The organism is Crossiella cryophila, assembly GCF_014204915.1.
Taxonomy (GTDB): domain Bacteria; phylum Actinomycetota; class Actinomycetes; order Mycobacteriales; family Pseudonocardiaceae; genus Crossiella; species Crossiella cryophila.
In genome coordinates, this window is the sequence record NZ_JACHMH010000001.1 from 6,977,395 (window position 1) to 6,993,856 (window position 16,462).

14 protein-coding genes are annotated in these 16,462 nt (G+C 72.1%); 8 read left to right on the plus strand and 6 right to left on the minus strand.

The window, feature by feature from the left end:
* The first annotated feature begins 234 nt into the window (after positions 1 to 234).
* Positions 235 to 1,119, plus strand: coding sequence for a hypothetical protein (locus HNR67_RS30410; RefSeq protein ID WP_185005610.1), 885 nt, complete (start codon positions 235 to 237; stop codon positions 1,117 to 1,119).
* Between the two features lie 19 nt (positions 1,120 to 1,138).
* Here HNR67_RS30410 and HNR67_RS30415 read toward each other — a convergent pair whose 3' ends face one another.
* The 3 genes from HNR67_RS30415 to HNR67_RS30425 form a co-directional block, all read right to left on the minus strand.
* A complete protein-coding gene (locus HNR67_RS30415; RefSeq protein ID WP_185005611.1) occupies positions 1,139 to 2,056 on the minus strand; it encodes a M23 family metallopeptidase in 918 nt (305 codons plus the stop codon).
* A gap of 591 nt (positions 2,057 to 2,647) precedes the next feature.
* A complete protein-coding gene (locus tag HNR67_RS43780; protein WP_221490108.1) occupies positions 2,648 to 2,815 on the minus strand; it encodes a hypothetical protein in 168 nt (55 codons plus the stop codon).
* A gap of 138 nt (positions 2,816 to 2,953) precedes the next feature.
* Positions 2,954 to 4,258 (minus strand): cytochrome P450, encoded by a 1,305-nt coding sequence (locus HNR67_RS30425; protein ID WP_185005612.1) that lies wholly within the window; start codon positions 4,256 to 4,258, stop codon positions 2,954 to 2,956.
* A 194-nt stretch (positions 4,259 to 4,452) separates the two neighbouring features.
* Here HNR67_RS30425 and HNR67_RS30430 point away from each other — a divergent pair, with 194 nt between their 5' ends.
* The 4 genes from HNR67_RS30430 to HNR67_RS30445 all read left to right on the plus strand — a co-directional run bounded on the left by HNR67_RS30430 (position 4,453) and on the right by HNR67_RS30445 (position 8,769).
* Positions 4,453 to 5,274 (plus strand): AraC family transcriptional regulator, encoded by an 822-nt coding sequence (locus HNR67_RS30430; protein WP_221490109.1) that lies wholly within the window; start codon positions 4,453 to 4,455, stop codon positions 5,272 to 5,274.
* A 42-nt stretch (positions 5,275 to 5,316) separates the two neighbouring features.
* Positions 5,317 to 6,681 (plus strand): pyridoxal phosphate-dependent decarboxylase family protein, encoded by a 1,365-nt coding sequence (locus tag HNR67_RS30435; RefSeq protein ID WP_185005613.1) that lies wholly within the window; start codon positions 5,317 to 5,319, stop codon positions 6,679 to 6,681.
* Between the two features lie 100 nt (positions 6,682 to 6,781).
* Positions 6,782 to 7,516 (plus strand): lysophospholipid acyltransferase family protein, encoded by a 735-nt coding sequence (locus HNR67_RS30440; protein ID WP_185005614.1) that lies wholly within the window; start codon positions 6,782 to 6,784, stop codon positions 7,514 to 7,516.
* An 11-nt stretch (positions 7,517 to 7,527) separates the two neighbouring features.
* Complete coding sequence (locus tag HNR67_RS30445) at positions 7,528 to 8,769, plus strand: PucR family transcriptional regulator (RefSeq protein ID WP_312988355.1); 1,242 nt, start codon at positions 7,528 to 7,530, stop codon at positions 8,767 to 8,769.
* 4 nt (positions 8,770 to 8,773) lie between these two features.
* Here HNR67_RS30445 and HNR67_RS30450 read toward each other — a convergent pair whose 3' ends face one another.
* Together HNR67_RS30450 and HNR67_RS30455 are read right to left on the minus strand one after the other, a co-directional pair.
* Entirely contained in the window at positions 8,774 to 9,613 is an 840-nt protein-coding gene (locus HNR67_RS30450) for an SGNH/GDSL hydrolase family protein (RefSeq protein WP_246492631.1), read from the minus strand.
* Positions 9,614 to 9,740: 127 nt separating this feature from the next.
* Positions 9,741 to 10,262, minus strand: coding sequence for a hypothetical protein (locus tag HNR67_RS30455; RefSeq protein ID WP_185005615.1), 522 nt, complete (start codon positions 10,260 to 10,262; stop codon positions 9,741 to 9,743).
* Positions 10,263 to 10,409: 147 nt separating this feature from the next.
* On the opposite strand from HNR67_RS30455, the gene HNR67_RS30460 reads away from it, so the two are divergent.
* From HNR67_RS30460 to murJ, 3 genes are all read left to right on the plus strand, one after another.
* Positions 10,410 to 14,060 carry a CHAT domain-containing protein gene (locus HNR67_RS30460; protein WP_185005616.1) on the plus strand — a complete coding sequence of 1,217 codons (3,651 nt, stop codon included), beginning with the start codon at positions 10,410 to 10,412 and terminating at the stop codon, positions 14,058 to 14,060.
* A 141-nt stretch (positions 14,061 to 14,201) separates the two neighbouring features.
* A complete protein-coding gene (locus HNR67_RS30465) occupies positions 14,202 to 14,471 on the plus strand; it encodes a hypothetical protein (protein WP_185005617.1) in 270 nt (89 codons plus the stop codon).
* Between the two features lie 4 nt (positions 14,472 to 14,475).
* Positions 14,476 to 16,131, plus strand: a complete 1,656-nt coding sequence (gene murJ / locus HNR67_RS30470) for a murein biosynthesis integral membrane protein MurJ (RefSeq protein WP_185005618.1) — start codon at positions 14,476 to 14,478, stop codon at positions 16,129 to 16,131.
* Here murJ and HNR67_RS30475 read toward each other — a convergent pair.
* Positions 16,085 to 16,456 carry a helix-turn-helix domain-containing protein gene (locus HNR67_RS30475; protein ID WP_185005619.1) on the minus strand — a complete coding sequence of 124 codons (372 nt, stop codon included), beginning with the start codon at positions 16,454 to 16,456 and terminating at the stop codon, positions 16,085 to 16,087. The two genes, murJ and HNR67_RS30475, sit on opposite strands and share 47 nt — an antisense overlap.
* Between the last annotated feature and the right edge of the window lie 6 nt (positions 16,457 to 16,462).

A 16,462-nucleotide genomic window follows, 5' to 3' on the forward strand; every position in this document is an offset into this window, starting at 1 on the left:
TTCGTCGCAGGATCCACCAGGTCTCCCCCACTTCCCGGCAGATCACGGGGACCATATCCACGGCCCGGCCCACCCGCGTCCGTCCGATGAGGGAGGACGTTTCCCCCATGGGAGGGAGTCCGGTGCTCGCGGAATCGACGCAAACCCGCCATCGCCTCCCCCGAACGGCCGTTCGGCGGGCCCGCGATCTGTCGCACACTGGGCTGGCGGCCACCTGACCCCGAGGACACCGGCATGTCCGCCTTCAGCGACGCCCTGCGCACCGCCATCACCGCCCGCGGCCTGAGCCTGGCCCGCCTGCGGCACCACCTGCGGCACCGCGACCTCCCGGTCAGCGTGGCCACCCTGAGCTACTGGCAGAGCGGCGCCTGCCGTCCCGAACGCCCGGTCTCACTGCGTGCGGTGCTGGCCCTGGAGGACATCCTCGGGCTGTCCCGCAACTCGCTGATCACCCTGCTCGGCCCGCCCCGACCGCGCGGTAGGTGGCTGGACCACGTGCCGGGGTCACTGCCGCTGGACCGGGTCTGCCCGGTGCACGCCGACGTGGCCACCCTGCTGGACTGGATCCAGCACCGCCCGGACGGGGATCTGGCCTGGTTGAGCCAGCACGACCGGATCGTGCTCGGCCCGGACCGGGAGGAACGCGTCATCCAGGGTCAGGTGGTGCTCGCGGCGCGCCGGGACGGGGTGGACCGGCATGTCGCGGTGTACCACAGTGATTCGCCGCTGCTGCCCGATATCCGGGTGGCCCGGCAGTGCCGGATCGGGCGGGTGCGGGAGGACCGGGCCACCGGGCTCACCGCGGTCGAGCTGATCTTCGAGCGGCGGCTGGCGGCCGGGGAGACCTATGTCCTGGAATACGAACTGGCCTACAGCGCGGGCGGTCCGCTGGCCACCGAGTACCACCGAGGGGTGCGCTTCCCGATCCGCAGCTACCTGTTGCAGATCCAGTTCGACCCGGCCACGCTGCCCGCCCGCTGCCACCGGATCTGGCGGCCCGACATCGGCACCCCCTGGGCCGACCTCGCCGAACTGCCGCTGACCCGTTGGGGTGCGACACATCTGGTCCAGGCCGACGCCCGGCCGGGCGGCCACGGCATCCGCTGGGAATGGGAGTGACGTGGCCGCCCGGGATCACTCAGCCCGGGTCGTCCGGACCGTGGTTGGTCAGCGTCTGGCCGACGTTGCGCCGCACCGACTGGTGGGTGGCGTACCCGCTGTAGGCCCTGGTGCCCTCGCGGAAGTTCCAGCCGCCGATGGTCAGCCCGTTCAGCGCGGTCCACGCGGTGCCCTTCTTCACCGCGTAGTGCACGTGGTTGCTGCCCGCCGACCCGCCGCACGGGATCCGGGTGCTGGTCAGCCCGAGGTAGTCGCCGAGCTTGATCGGCGCGCCGTCCGGTTTGATCTCGTTGAGCAGGTGGTAGTACTCGGTGGTCCAGCCGTTGTCGTGGATGATCCGGATGTGCCCGCCGTTGCGGCACATCCAGTACGCCCGCCCGCTCTGCCCGGCCAGCACCCGCCGGTCACCGCCGTTGAGGTCCACCGAACTCCACGGCCGCGGCTGCCCGCTCCAACCGTGTGGCCCGCCGATCATCGTCCAGGCCACCCCGGCCGGGTAGGGCAACGCCAGCCCCGTCGGCGCGGCCGCGTTACGCGCGTTGGCCGCGAAGGTCGCCTTCTCCCCCGCCGACAGCACCGACTCCGGTGAGTCAGCGGCCAGCCCCGCGAACCCCCGATCGGTGTCCAGTGCGACTAGCCACCCCCGCCCGCTCCGCCGGGCCAGGAACAACCAGGCATCCGGCGCCGCCCCCTCGACCGCGGGCGCGGTGAGCACAGCGGACCCGAACACCCAGTCACCGGTCACGTCCCGCCGCCGCACATCCACCTCAGCCGCACGGCCCTGGGCGGTCAGCCCGGCGGCGGTGGCCGTCCGTTCGATCAGCATCGCCTGGACCACGGCCGGCTCCAGCGGGGCCGGGGCGGCGGTGGCCGGCAGCGGCAGCGCCGCCGCGAGCAGGGTGATCAGCGCGACCACCGTCACACGTCGTCTTCCCATTGCTTCGTCCTCTCCGAACCACAAACGCAGGGTGGGTTCGGCACCAGGCTCAGCGCGCCCGACAACCACCGTCAACGCCCGCCCCCAGTGCCCTGGACCTGGACGGCAACAGTCTGAAAGCAATCAGGAAATCCCCCTGATCAGAACGGCCCGGAAGCACGCGGAGCAGCAGCGGACCTGGCAATACCCTGATGTTCCAGCCGGGCAGCCCTACCGACCGATCGGTTGAACAGCGGCCGCGGGTTGTTTGTGCGGTGCCGGCGCCCCGACCGTAAACAACCCGCAGGCGGTAGACAGGTGCACGCCGCCGTCCGCAGCCACGGACGGACCGCCCCTCGGACTCCCCTTTCGCCCCGGTACACGGCGCCGAGTGGGCCGGAACGGCACTCGCTGGGCCGGGTCGGCGCCCCGGAACCCCGATCCGGCCCAGCGAATCCCCCCGGCGCGGACCACCCGCCCGCCGAGCGGTGGCCGGCCCGTAGTGGAATGGGCGCATGCGCAGGCGACCCACCATCGCGGTCGCGGTGCACGACGGGTACCACGGCTGCGGCACCGGCACCGGCTACGCGAACTTCGGCCTCCTGGACGCGCTCACCAGCCTGCTGCCACCGCGGGCGCGGCTGGTGCTGTCGCCGGTGTGGCTCGGCGCGCTCGGGTGGGAACGCCGCCGGGGAACCGGTCCTGCACGCGGTGCGCCCAGTGCACGGCCAACGCGGTCTTGCCGACGCCCGCCGTGCCGTCCACGGTGGAGATGATCACCGCGCCGAGACCCTCGTCCGCGCTGCCGCTCAGCAGCGCGTCGAGGGCGGACAGGTGTTCGCCGAAACGACACCCCCTCGGACGCCTCAGGTGAACCTCACCCGCACGGCCGCAGGCGGATGCGCTGCTCCAGGTACGTCAGCCGCGCCCCGCCGCCGCGACCGCCGCCTGACCGACCACGCCGCGGCTGGCCGGGTTCGTCACCGGCAACACCTCGAACGCCCTGGTCCCAGTGGACATCAGCCGCCGCGGCCGACCGGCCAGTCGCAGGGACGGCATCCGCTCGGCCAGTGCCCGGAACAGCACCTCCCCCTCCAGCCGGGCCAGGCTGGCGCCCAGGCAGAAGTGGATGCCGTTGGCGAAGGCGAGGTTGTCGGGTTCGTGTTGGCGGGTGAGGTCGAAGCGGTTCGGGGCGGAGTAGGCGAGTGGGTCGCGGTTGGCGGCGGCGATCAGGACGAAGACGACCTGGCCTGCCTTGATCACCTGGCCGGCGAGTTCGACGTCCTCGTGGGCAAGGCGGGCGGTGAGCTGGGCGGCCGGGTCGTAGCGCAGGGCTTCCTCGACCGCGCGGGGCGCCAGTTCCGGCTGGGCGCACAGCAGGGCCCACTGGTCCGGGTTTCGGAGCAGGGCGTGTACGGCGTTGCCGATCATGCCGACCGAGGTGTCGATGCCCGCTGCCACCAACAGCAGCAGCAGGGCCTGGGCCTCGGCGGTGGTCATCCGGCCCTCGGCCATGGCCGTCGCGAGCCTGGCGGGTACCTCGGCGGTCGGTGGGTTCGCGGTCAGCAGCCGGTCGAACTGGGCGGTCAGGTCGCGGCCCCTGGTCAGCAGTTCCTCAGCGTCGTGGGCCGAACGCACTCCGCCCAGGTTCGAGCCGACCGCCAGGCTGTACTCGGCCAGTCCCGACCGGTCGGTCGGCTGGATGCCCAGCAGGTCGCCGGTCAGGGCGACCGCGAGCGGGGTGGCCAGGTCGGTGATCAGGTCGAACTGGTCCTGGCCGGCCAACTGGTCCAGCAGGTCGTGCACCGTGCGTCGCAGGCCCGCGCGGTACTCGGTCATCCGGGCCGGGGCGAAGGCGGGGGCGACCACCCGCCGGAGCTGGGTGTGCTCTGGTGGGTCCAGCTGGACGATGGAGCGGGGGAAGTACCGGTTCACCGAGGTCAGTGGCAGCCGGCCGGGGGCGATCGGCACCCCGAACCGGCGGTCCCGCAGCACCTGCCTGGCCAGCTCGTAGGAGGTGGTCGCCCACGCCCCGCCCGGCTGCCGGTGCAGCGGGCCCCGGCGGCGAATGCGTTCGTAGAGCGGGTAAGGATCTTCCAGCGAGCGCCGCCAGGCCAGCTGGGCGAGCTGGTCGCCGCAGGCGCCGAGCACCCGGCCCAGCACGAACTCGGTGCGGATGCGCAGGCCAAGGCGCAGCGCCGCGGCGGTGCCCAGGTGAGTCACGGGATTCCCTTTCATCGTGAGCCGACCGGCTCCGGCGGCGAGGTGCGATACTCCTGTGTGGACACTCCGTCCAGCACGGTTTCCCTGTGCGCCGCCCATTTCGACCATAACCGCGGCCTTGGGCGCGATCCGCCTTTCCCGGACTTGATGATCCGATCGAGTGGACTGGTCCGGACAACACGTACGGTGTGGGGGTGGCGACGGCCGAGCCCGCGCGGTACTGGCGGCATCCGAGCGTGCCCGGGTTGGACCTGATGGCGGCCCGGTTCCGCAGGCACGCCTTCACCCGGCACAGCCACGAGACCTACGCGATCGGCGTGGTGCAGCAGGGATCCGAGGTGCTGCACGTCGGTTCGGACACCAGGGTGATCGGTCCTGGCGGGATCACCTGCGTCAACCCCGGCGAGGTGCACACCGGGCAGGCCACCGGCGCGGACGGCTGGGCCTACCGGGTGCTCTACCCCGGCCTGGACCTGGTCTCCACGGTGGTGCGGGAACTCGGCGGGCCCGCCGGGACACCGGCCTTCCTCGGCGAGCCGAGCTATGACCCGGACCTGGCGGCGGCGATCCTGGCTGCCCACCGGGCCGCCGAGCAGCAGGCCCACCTGAGTTCGGAAACCCTGCTGTACCAGGCGATCTCGCGACTCTGGCAGCGGCACGGCACCCAGGCCACACAGTCGCGGCCGGTGCGGGCGGGGGCGGGCAGGCTGGAACTGGCGCGGCAGGTGCTGCTGGCCAGGATGGCCGGGCCGCCGAGTCTGGACGAGCTGGCCGCCGAGGTCGGGCTGGGGCGGTTCACGCTGTTACGCGGGTTCCGGGAGCGGTTCGGGCTGCCGCCGCACGCCTGGCTCAACCAGGAGCGGGTGCGCCGGAGCCGGGAGTTGCTGGAGCGCGGGATCCGCCCGGCCGAGGCCGCCGCCGAGGTCGGTTTCGTCGATCAGGCGCACCTGTCCCGGCACTTCCGGCGCATTGTCGGCGTGGCGCCCGGCGGGTACCTGCGCTGGCGCGCGCAATAACGTACAAGACCGCGCTGACCAGCCGTTCCTATCGTGGCGATCATGTCACTGGACCCGAGCCGCGCGGAGCTGGCCGCGATGATGACGGCCACCACCGAGCTGACCGCCGACTTCCTGGCCGGCCTGCCTGCCGCACCCGCCTCCCGGCTCACCGGCGCGAAACCGTTCGACCCGCCAGCGGAGGAACCGGGTGAGTTCGCCGAGCTGCTGGCGGTCTTCCGGGAGGCCGCGGCCAACGCGGTGGACACCGCCGGACCCGGCTATCTGGCCTATTTCCCGGCCGGTGGGCTGATCTCGGCCTCGATCGGGGAGTTCCTGTCCACTGTGGTCAATCGGTTCACCGGGGTCGCCTCGACCGCGCCGGACCTGGTCGCGCTGGAGGACAGCGTGCTGGACTGGCTCTGCCGCGAGTTCGCCTTACCAGCCACCGCGAGCGGGCTGATCACCACCGGCGGCTCGCTGGCCACGCTGTCCGCGCTGGTCGCGGCCAGGCACGACCGGCTCGGCCAGCGGCATGACCGCGGCACGCTCTACGTCACCGAGCACACCCATCTCAGCGTGGCCAAGGCCGCGCTGATCGCCGGGCTGCGCCCCGACCAGGTGCGGGTGGTGCCGGTGACCGCCGAGCACCGGATGGACCCGGCCGCCGCCGAGTCCCTCATCGCCGCCGACCGATCGGTAGGCAAGGTGCCGTTCCTGCTGGTCGGCACCGCGGGCAGTACCAGCACCGGCACCATCGACCCGCTGGCCGAGCTGGCCACGATCGCCGCGCGGCACGGCCTGTGGTTCCACGTCGACGGCGCCTACGGCGGTGGTTTCCAGCTCACCGAACGCGGCCGGGTCAAGCTGCGCGGCATCGAACAGGCCGACTCGATCACCTTCGACCCGCACAAGACCATGTTCCTGCCCTACGGCACCGGGGTGCTGCTGGTGCGCGACCGGGCCACCCTGCGCGCCGCGCACACCGTGGACGCCAGCTACCTCCAGGACCTGCGCCGGGACCCGTGGCCGCCCGACTTCTGCGATCTGGGCCCCGAACTGACCCGCGAGTTCCGCGGCCTGCGGATGTGGCTGCCGCTGCACCTGCACGGCGTGGCCGCCTTCCGCCAGGCCCTCGACGAGAAACTCGACCTGGCCGCCGAGGTGCACCGCGAGTTGTCCGCACTGTCCGAAGTGGACGTTCCAGTGCGGCCGGACCTGACGGTGAACGTGTTCCGCCGCAAGCACGGCGACGACGCGGCCAACCAGCGCCTGCTCGAACGGATCAACGCCACCGAACGCATCTTCCTGTCCAGCACCCGGTTGCACGAGCGGTACCTGCTGCGGCTGTGCGTGCTCAGCCACCGCACGGACGCGGCCAGGGTGGCCGAGGCGATCGAGATCATCCGGATGCTGGGACGCGAGTGAGATCGACTGCTTCCCGCATCGCCGCCTTGCCGGGTGATCCGGAACGGCCTAGCGTCGGATAGGTCTGTTTTCCCTGCGGCAGATCGGTCGGCAACCACCCATGGCTGAGATCGTCTACCCCCCGGTCATCGCACTGGCGAAGACCATGTTCCGGGTGCTGGACATGCGGATCCGGATCGACGGGGCCGAGCACATCCCCCGCCAGGGCGCCGCGGTGCTGGCCAGCAACCACGTGAGTTACCTGGACTTCATCTTCGCCGGACTCGGCGCGCTGCCCGCCAAGCGGCTGACCAGGTTCATGGCCAAGAAGGAGGTCTTCGACAACCGGATCTCCGGCCCGCTGATGCGCGGCATGCACCACATCCCGGTGGACCGCAAAGCGGGCGAGGCCGCCTACGAGCAGGCGCTGGCCGCACTGCGCGCCGGCGAGGTGATCGGGGTGTTCCCGGAGGCCACCATCAGCCGCTCGTTCACGGTCAAGGACATCAAGTCCGGCGCGGTCCGGCTGGCCGCGGCCGCGGGCGCACCGCTGATCCCGATGGCGTTGTGGGGCACCCAGCGGATGTGGACCAAGGGGCGCCCGCGTGCGCTGGGCACCCGGCACCTGCCGATCACCATCCTGATCGGCGAGCCACTGCACCCCACCCCGGAACAGGACGCCACCGAGGTCACCGCGCAGCTGCGGGCCCGGATGGCCGAACTGGTGGACAAGGCCCAGCGCGACTACCCGGACCGCCCGAGCGCGGAACAGACCTGGTGGCAGCCCGCCCACCTGGGCGGCACCGCCCCCACCCCGGCCGAAGCCGCCGCCCTGGACACCAGGTCACCCGGTTAACGGCCCCGGCTGTGCCCGATGACAATCCGCCCGACCTGGTGGTCGGCGGCCAGCCACTGCACGAACGCTTCACCCGGCAGCTGCCCGCACTGGTCGGGCAGGTGCTGATCGAGATCACCCGGCGGGTGCCCGCCTACCGCCAGCTGCCTGCCGAGGCACTCGCCGGGGACATCAGCCAGGTCATCGAGACGGCCCTGCGCTCCTTCGTCGACCTGCTGCGCACCCGGGCCCTGCCCACCCGCGCCGAACTGGGTTTCCTGCGCGAGTCGGCGGCCCGCCGGGCCGAGGAGGGACTGCCGATCGACGTGGTGCTCACCGCGTACCACATCGGGGTCCAGGTCATGTGGGACTCGCTGCGACCGGATGCCCGGCCCGAGGAGATCCAGGACGTGCTGACCGTCAACGATCTCGCGCTGCGCTACCTGGAGGTGGTCGCCCCGGCGGTCGGCGCGGGCTATCTGGACGCCCGGCAGACCATGTTCGACGACGATCACTCCGCCCGGCACACCCTGTTGTCCTCGCTGCTGCGCGGCACCCCGGCCGAGATCGCCGCCGGTCAGGCCGGGTTGCGGCTGCCACCGTGTTACCTGGTGCTGGCGCTCTCGGTGGCCGCGCACCCGGACGAGACGGGGGACGGGGTGGACCCGGTGATCGCCGGACGGCGCAAGCTGCGCCGGGTGCGGGCCGAACTGGACCGGCAGATCCGCGGGCCGGTGCTGTCCACGCTGACCGCCGAGGGCGGCACCGCGTTGCTGCCCGGACCGGCCCCGGTGGCCGAGTTGACCGAGCGGGACTGGGCCTGGCTGGACCGGGTGGTGGCCGGGCTGAGCCGGGCCGCGGGCGCGGAGATCACCGTCGGCGCGGTGGCCGCCGAACCGGCCGGGGTGGCCGAGGCCGCCGCGGTGGCCGGGGAGGTCCTGGCCGTGGCGCAGCGGTTCGGCCGACCGCCAGGGGTGCACCGGTTGCGGGATGTCCTGCTGGAGTACCAGTTGTCCCGGCCCAGTGCCGCCCTGGACCAGCTCGCCGGGGTGCTGGAACCGTTGTCCGGCAACGAGGAGCTGGTCCAGACCCTGGCGGTGTACCTGCGTGCGGGCGGTCGGCGGGCGGCCGCGGCCGAACTGCACGTGCACCCGAACACGGTGGACTACCGGCTGCGCCGGATCGCCGAGCTGACCGGCCTGGATGCCACCAGTACCAAGGACATCGGCCTGCTCAAGGCCGCGCTGGCGGCCCGCTCGGCCACCCGCCGCTGACCGCTCAGCCGCGGGCGGCCGCCACGATCGCCTTGCCGAAGGCGGCCATGCCCTGCGCGTTGGGGTGCAGCGGGGCCGCCGGGCTGGTCGGGATCAGGCCCTCCAGGTAGCGCTGCGCGGGGGCGGCGCAGATGTCGTGGCCGACGGTGACCGCGGCGAAGTCCACGAACCGCGCGCCGCGCTGCTGGGCCTGGGTGCGGGCGGCCGCGCTGATCCGGTCCATCACGCCCTGCAGGTAGCGGCCGTCCCGCGCCCACACCGGCTGCACCGGGTGGCAGCCCTCCGGCCGGATGTAGGTGCCGTAGCCGGTGACCACGATCTTCGCCTGGGGTGAGCGCTTGCGGATCTCGTCCAGGGCCGCGCCGAACTTGGGCGCCCAGGCGTCCACCGCGGCGGCCAGCTGGTCCCGCCCGCCTGCGGTCAGCCGGTCCGCGCAGGACAGTCCGATCGGCTCCGGGAGCAGGTTGATGCAGGTCAGGGCCTGCTGGAACAGGCCGGAGTCGTTGGCGCCGATGGTGACCGAGACCAGGTCGGTGCTCGGCTTGAGCGCGTCGAACTGCGGGGCGATGAAGCCGAGCCGACGGCCGGCGAAATCGGCCGTGGTGGCCCCGGAACAGGTCACGTCCCGCAGGCTCGCGCCCAGCGCCTTGGCCGCCACCGCCGGGTAGTTCCGGTCCGAGCGCAGGCAGGCCAGGTTCATGTTCTGGTGCGGGATCAGCGGTCCGGCCGCGGCCGAGTCACCGAGGGCGACGTACTCCGGCGAATCCGCCTGCGCACCGGGTCCGACCAGCAGCGCGGCCGCTGTCATCGCCAGGGCCGCCGCCGCTCGCGCACGCATCCGCATCAGGACCTCCGTGATTCCGGGGTAACGGGGAGAAACAAACAAGTCACATGATGCGGGTCACACCGGGCTCTGGTGCTGAGGACTTTTCCAGAGTTGCCGGGCCGCTGTTGTGATCGAGCACAAAGGCTCAGCCGAAGGCGAGCAGGCCGAGGGCCAGTGCCGAGCCGCCGAAGACCACCGCGTGCCGGAGGTTTTGCAGCACCGGCATCACCCAGTGCGGGAAGGCCCGCTCGGCGGCGGTGAGCAGCGCGGACACCTCGATCCGGGCCAGCACCGGGTCGCCCTTGCGCGCGAAGGCGGCGGTGACCGAGCGGGCGGCGGTGAGCTGACTGTGCAGGATGAGGCAATTGCCGAGCAGCACGATCGACTGGAACACCCAGGTCAGCGGCGCGGCCAAGGAACCACCGGCCAGGTTGAGCGCGGCGAGGCCGGTCATGATCGCGGCCACGGTGACCGGGACGGCGGTCTCGTGGCCACCGGCGTCGAACCGGATCTTGTTGGCCGCGAGCACGGTGACCGGGACGCCCTGGCGGTCGAGTTCGGCCTCGGCGGCCCGCTGGGCGGCGGGGCCGTAGCGGTGCCGGACCAGCGGGATGCTCACGAAGGCCAGTGCGATGAGCAGCTGCAGGATGGCGATGACGCTGGTCACGGTGGGTGCTCCTGGGTCTCGACGGGGACTTGAACTAAGTGCGAGCGGACTCTAACCGCAGACTTGAACTAAGTGCAAGTACGGCGTGGGTCAAACCGAGACCTGCGCACCCGAAACGCTCCGACCGCCCGGACAGACACCTCCGGAGTGACTACCTGGGTCCTGCGCGCCGACGACCTCTCCAGCCATCTCCGCTGGCGCTGGCTGCTCACCGACGCCGACGGCCACCTGGTCGCCGACCACGAGGTCGACCTCGACCCGGCCAGTGCGGAACACGAGGCGTTCACCGACCTCGACGACTACCTGCGCCGCAACGCCGCACCCGATGACCAGGTGGCGGCCGAGACCGAGATCGTCGACTGGCTGGGCGACTGGCTCGGCACCGCGGTGCTCGGCCAGGAGATCGGGCACGCCATCCTGGACAGCGACCTGGACACCGTGCTGGTGGACCTGCCGCCACCGGCCGCCTTCCTGCTGGACCGGCCCCTGGAACTGGCCCACGTCGACGGCGAGTCGCTGGCCCGGCGTGGCGTGCGGCTGGTCTACCGGTGGCCGGGGGAACGCGAGGTGCGCAAGGAACCCGTCGGCGCGGAGTTGCGGATCCTGGCGTTGTTCTCCATGCCCTCGCGCACCTCCGTGCTCGCCCTGCGCCGGGAACGCCACGAGCTGGCCCGGCTGGTGCGGTTGCTGGCCAGGCAGACCGGCACGGCGGTGCACATCCGGGTGGTGCAGTACGGCGTCACCAGGGAACGGTTGCGGGCCTTCGCCGAGGAGTCACCCGGCTGGGACGTGCTGCACGTGGCCGGGCACGGCGAACACGGCCTGATCCTGCTCGAACACCCCGACGGCAGCGCCGATCCGGTGCACACCGCGGACCTGGTGGAGCTGCTGCGACCGGCCCGCCGGCGGCTCAAGCTGGCCGTGCTGGGCACCTGTCACTCCGGCGCGGCGACCGCGGCGGAAACGTTGCAGCGCCTGGGTCTGGCCGAACAGGCCGAGCGGTTCTCCCGGCGCTCCGGCGACGGCGTGGCCACGGTCGGACCGGCGGTGGGGCTGGTGGAGGCGTTCGGGGTGGCCGCGGTGGGCATGCGGTACCCGGTCGCGGACGAGTTCGCGATCACCCTGACCGGTGAGCTGTACCGGCGGCTGCTCAGCGGCATGCCCGCCGACCGGGCGGTCGGGCTGGCGGTGCCGGTGGCGGCCGGCCGGATCTGCGCGGACCGGCCCGCGTTGTCGGTGGGCACCCCGGCGTTGTTCGGCTCCGGCGCGATCGGGTTGCGGCTGACCCCGCCGGAGCGGGACGTGGAGCTGGATCCGTACCGGCAGCGGATGCCCGGATTCCCTGACGAGCCAAGGCGATTCGTCGGGCGCACCCAGCTGCTGATCGACGCCAGCAGCGCGCTGGCACCGCGGAGCGAGCGGACCGGCGTGCTGTTGCTGGGCATGGCCGGGGCGGGCAAGAGCACGGCCGCGGTGGAACTGGCCTACCAGCACGAGAACGGGTTCGGCGGCCTGGCCTGGTGGCGGGCGCCGGAACGGGAGACCGGCCCAGGCGAGGCGCTCGGGCTGCTCGCGGACGCGCTGGAGGCGCAGCTCCCCCGGTTCCGGATGACCGAGGCACTGGGCAGTGCCGCGGCCTTCCAGCGGTTCCTGCCCCGGCTGGCCGCGTTGCTGCGGGAGGAGGTCGTGCTGCTGGTCCTGGACAACCTGGAGACCCTGTTGTCCCGCAGCGGTTCCTGGCGCGATCCACAGTGGACAGACCTGATGGACGTGCTCACCGGGCACAGTGGCGCTTCCCGGGTGGTGCTGACCAGCCGGGTCACCCCGGCCGGGCTGGACACCGAGCGGGTGGCGGTGCTGCCGGTGCACGCGCTGTCGCTGGCCGAATCGGCCCTGCTGGCCAGGGAGCTGCCCAACCTGAAAGCCTTGCTGGACGGGGATTCCGGGCAGCCGATGCTGGTCCGCGAGGTGATCAACGTGGTGCAGGGCCACCCCGGCCTGCTGGAACTGGCCGATGCCGCCGCGGCCGATCCGGACCGGCTGCGCGACCGCCTGGACATCGCGCACGCCGCCGCCACCGTCCGCGGTGAACCCCTGGACTCCTTCTTCGCCACCGGCGCCAGCGAGCTCGACCCCGGCCAGTTCCTGCGTGCCCTCACCTCCTGGACCACCGGCACCCTGGCCGACCTGCCCGAACCGGCCCGGCGACTGGCGGAGTTGCTGGCCTGCCTTGAGGAGGACGACCGCCAGTCCGGCATCGTGGCCGCACTCTGGCCCCGGCTCTGGGAACCCGGCGAGGCCATGCCGCTGGAAGAACCCCTTGCCGTGCTACGGAATGCGGCCCTGGTGCAGGCGGACCCGGACCGCCGGATCACCCGCTACACCCTGCACCCCGGGGTCGCCGAGGCCATCCGGTCCGAGGTCCCTGCCGAGCAACGGTCCACATTGGACGATCTGTTCGGCGCACTGTGGTGGGCGATCTGCCAGGACCGGCTGAAGCGGGAGAACCAGGGCACCTCGACCACCGAGGTCGTGCACGCCGCCCTGGCCGCGGTGCCCTACCTGCTCCGGCTGGCCCGCTGGGGCGAGGTGGCCAGGGCGCTGCACCAGGCGCTGGGCCGGGACCGCGCGCCAGGCACCGCGGCCAGGGTGCTCGGCCACCTGGAGCTGTGCCTGGCCCAGGAACTCGACCCGGCGGACCGGCTGCTGTGCGAGGTGGTGCACGCGATCGCGCTGACCGCGGTGGACCCGGCCGAGGCGGAAACCCGGCTGCGCGCGGTACTCGCCAAGGCCGACGCCCAGGGCCAGTCCCGGATGGCCGCGGCCATCGCCGGTCAGCTCGCCGACCTGGCCCGCGACCACGGCCGCCTCACCGACGCGGTCGAACTGGCCCAGTCCCGCCTGTCCGGGTCCGCCGCCGGATCCTGGGCCGAGGCAGGCCACGAGGCCACCCTGCTGCAGAACCTGGCTCTGCTGGGCCGATCCGAGGAAGCCCTGGACCGCGCCATCACGCTGCTGGCCCACCTGGACACCCTGGCGCCCGACCCGGACGGTGTCGCGACCTGGCATGTGCTCGAAGTGGTCCTGGACGCCGCCTGCCGGGCGGCCCGCGGCCAGGAGGACTGGGCGGCCGCGCTGGAGTTCAACCAGCGCATCCAGCACAGCGAACAGCAACGCGGTGCGGGCAGGCACGAACAGGTCAGCACCCGCTTCAACGAGGCCACCCTGCTCGCCAGGCTGGGCCGCCGCAAGGAGGCCGAACGCCTGCTGCGGCACTGCCAGCAGGTCTTCCAGGACTTCGGCGACCTGACCCAGCTCGGCCGGGTCTTCAGCGCCCGCGCCCAGCTCGAACGCAGCCGCCGCCGCCCCGAACGCGCCATCGATCTGGAACAACTCGCACTGCGTTATGTCTACCAGCGCGCCGAGGTGCACAGCATCGCGGTCTGCCACCACAACCTGGCAGGCCACCTGACCGCCGCCAACCGCAAACCCGCCACCGCCATCGCCCACCTGCTCGCCGCCACCCTGCTCTGGCACACCACCGGCCACGACTCGGCCGGCGACGCGCTGGAGAACCTGTGCAGGCTGGTCCCCCGCCCGGCGGGGGCGGTGCTGCCACGGGACTTCGGTGAGCTGGCGGCCAGGGTGGAGGTGGTGCCGGGGGTGCGGTTCGGTGAGGTTCTCGCCGGGTTGCAGCCGGAGGCGGCGGAGCGGGAGTCCACACTGCGCGAGATCGCGGAGTTCGCTGAGCGGTATCTGTTGCTGGGCAACGGGATCAGGCCCGAGGAGTCCGGTTGACGGGGTCGGTTGTCCGGGGTTGACCGCGGGAGGTGGTGGACAACTCGGGGTGGTACGAGCATTCGCGGGGTCAGCTCGTTCCTCCACCAAGGGGAGAAAATGTCGGGGAACTCCACCTTTCGCCGCATTGCCGGTGTCTCCATGACCGCGGTAGCGCTGTCAGTAGGCACGGTCGCGGTCGCACCACAAGCACTTGCCGCGGACTGCGGCAACTACTCGACCTGGTACGGCGATTTCTACTACCGGAACTGCGGGAACTCCCCGTCCCTGATCCGGATCATGCACGAGAAGAACCTGGGCCCGGTTCCCTGGGGCACCAGGTGTGTCGGAGTGGGCAAGGAGATTCGGCTCGGCAACGCGATCAGCGGAGGCTGGCGCGCCCAGGAGCTTCAGGGACCCTGCCGACCCTGACCTGATGACGGCGATGAGCCCAGCCCGGACTGCCCATTCCCTGGCCAAGGCGACCGGCTCCATGGCGGTGGCCACCCTGATCAGCCGGATCACCGGCTTCTTCGCCAAACTGTCGCTGGCCTGGGTGGTCGGTCTGAGCGCGAACGCGATCAACGACTCCTACACGGTGGCCAACACCGTGCCCAACATCGTCTACGAGCTGTTGCTCGGCGGGGTACTCACCAGCGTCGTGGTGCCGACGCTGGTCCGTGCCAGGGCCCAGGACGCCGACGGTGGCGAGGCGTACGCCCAGCGCCTGCTGACGGTCGGCGGCACCGTGCTGACCGTCGTCACGGTGCTGGCCGTCTGCCTGGCCCCGGTGGTGACCGCGCCGTTCGTGGACAACACCGGCGGCACCGCCAATCCGGCGCTGGTCACCGCGTTCGCCTACCTGTTGTTGCCGGAGATCGTGTTCTACGGCCTGTTCGCGATGTTCGGCGCCGTGCTCAACGCCCGTGGTGTGTTCGGACCACCCGCGTGGGCCCCGGTGCTGAACAACCTGGTGCTGATCGCGACCATCGGCCTCTACTTCCTGCTGCCCGGCCAGATCGCCACCAATCCGGTGGAGCTGACCAACCCCAAGCTGCTCGTACTCGGGCTCGGCACCACCCTCGGCATCCTCGTGCAGGCAGGGATGCTGATCCCGTCGTTGCGGCGCAGTGGTTTCCGGCTGCGCTGGCGCTGGGGCTGGGATCGCAGGCTGGCCGAGTTCGGTGGGCTGGCGCTGTGGGTGCTCGGCTACGTGCTGCTGAGCCAGCTCGGTTATCTGGTGATCAGCCGGGTGGCCACCTCGACGGCTGCCGGTGGGATCTCGGTCTACACCTACGCCTGGCTGCTGGTGCAGATGCCCTATGGCGTGCTCGGTGTGTCCCTGCTGACCGCGTTGCTGCCCAGGATGAGTCACGCGGCGGCGATCAACGACCGGCAGGCGCTCGCCGCCGACCTGTCCCTCGGCAGCCGGTTGTCCGCGGTCATGCTGGGTCCGGTCAGCGGACTGCTCACGGTGCTCGGCCCTGCGGTCGGGGTGGCCCTGTTCAGCATTGGCGAGGGCAGCGCGGACGCGGACCGGCTCGGGCTCGCGATCACCGCTTCGGCGTTCGGGCTGCTGCCCTTCGGGCTGACCATGCTCCAGTTGCGCGCCTGCTACGCCATGAACGACGCCCGCACCCCAACGGTGATCAACCTCCTCATGGTGGCGGTCAGGATCCCGCTGTGCCTGCTCGCCGCCGACCTGCTCCCGGCAAGGGAAGTCGTCTACGGCCTGGCTTTCGCCAACGCGGTGAGCTTCGTCGTGGGCGCTGTCGCGGGCGAGCTGTGGCTGCGACGGCGGTTGGTGCCCTCGCGCGGCGAACGGACTGTCCGGACCTACGGTCGCGTCGCGGCCGCGACCGGGTGTGCCGTCGGTATCGGCTGGCTGGCGCGACTGGTGGTCGCCGGGTTCGTGCCGGGTGGTCCGGAGCACGCGCTGGGCGCGTGGATCTGGCTGGTCGGCGGTGGCGGCCTTGGGTTGCTGGGCGCGGTGGGCACGCTGGTCCTGCTGCGGGTGGACGAAGTCCGATCCGCGCTGGCCAGGTTCACTCCCCGGCGGAACTCCGCCGCCGGGCGAAGAAGTCCACGATGAACGCGTCCACCCCACGCCGCAGCTCCGCCAGGGTGCTCGCCGAGGCCGCCAGTTCCTGGGCCAGTTCCGCGGTCAGCGCCCGCCACCGCCGCGCCCAGACCGCCGGGTTCGCGCCGCAGGCCTTGGCGTAGGCCAGGGTGACCGGGAGGGTGGGCTGCCGGTGGCCGCGGGCCGCGTCGGCGAGCACCGTCCGGGAGAACCGGGCGCGCTCGGCCAGCAACCGGTACGGCGGGTTGCCCGCCCGCCGCCGGAGTTCGCGTAATTCCAGCGCGAACCGTTGCACCGGACCGTCGGCAGGGTGGATCGGGCGTTCTGGCCTGGGCATGGGTCC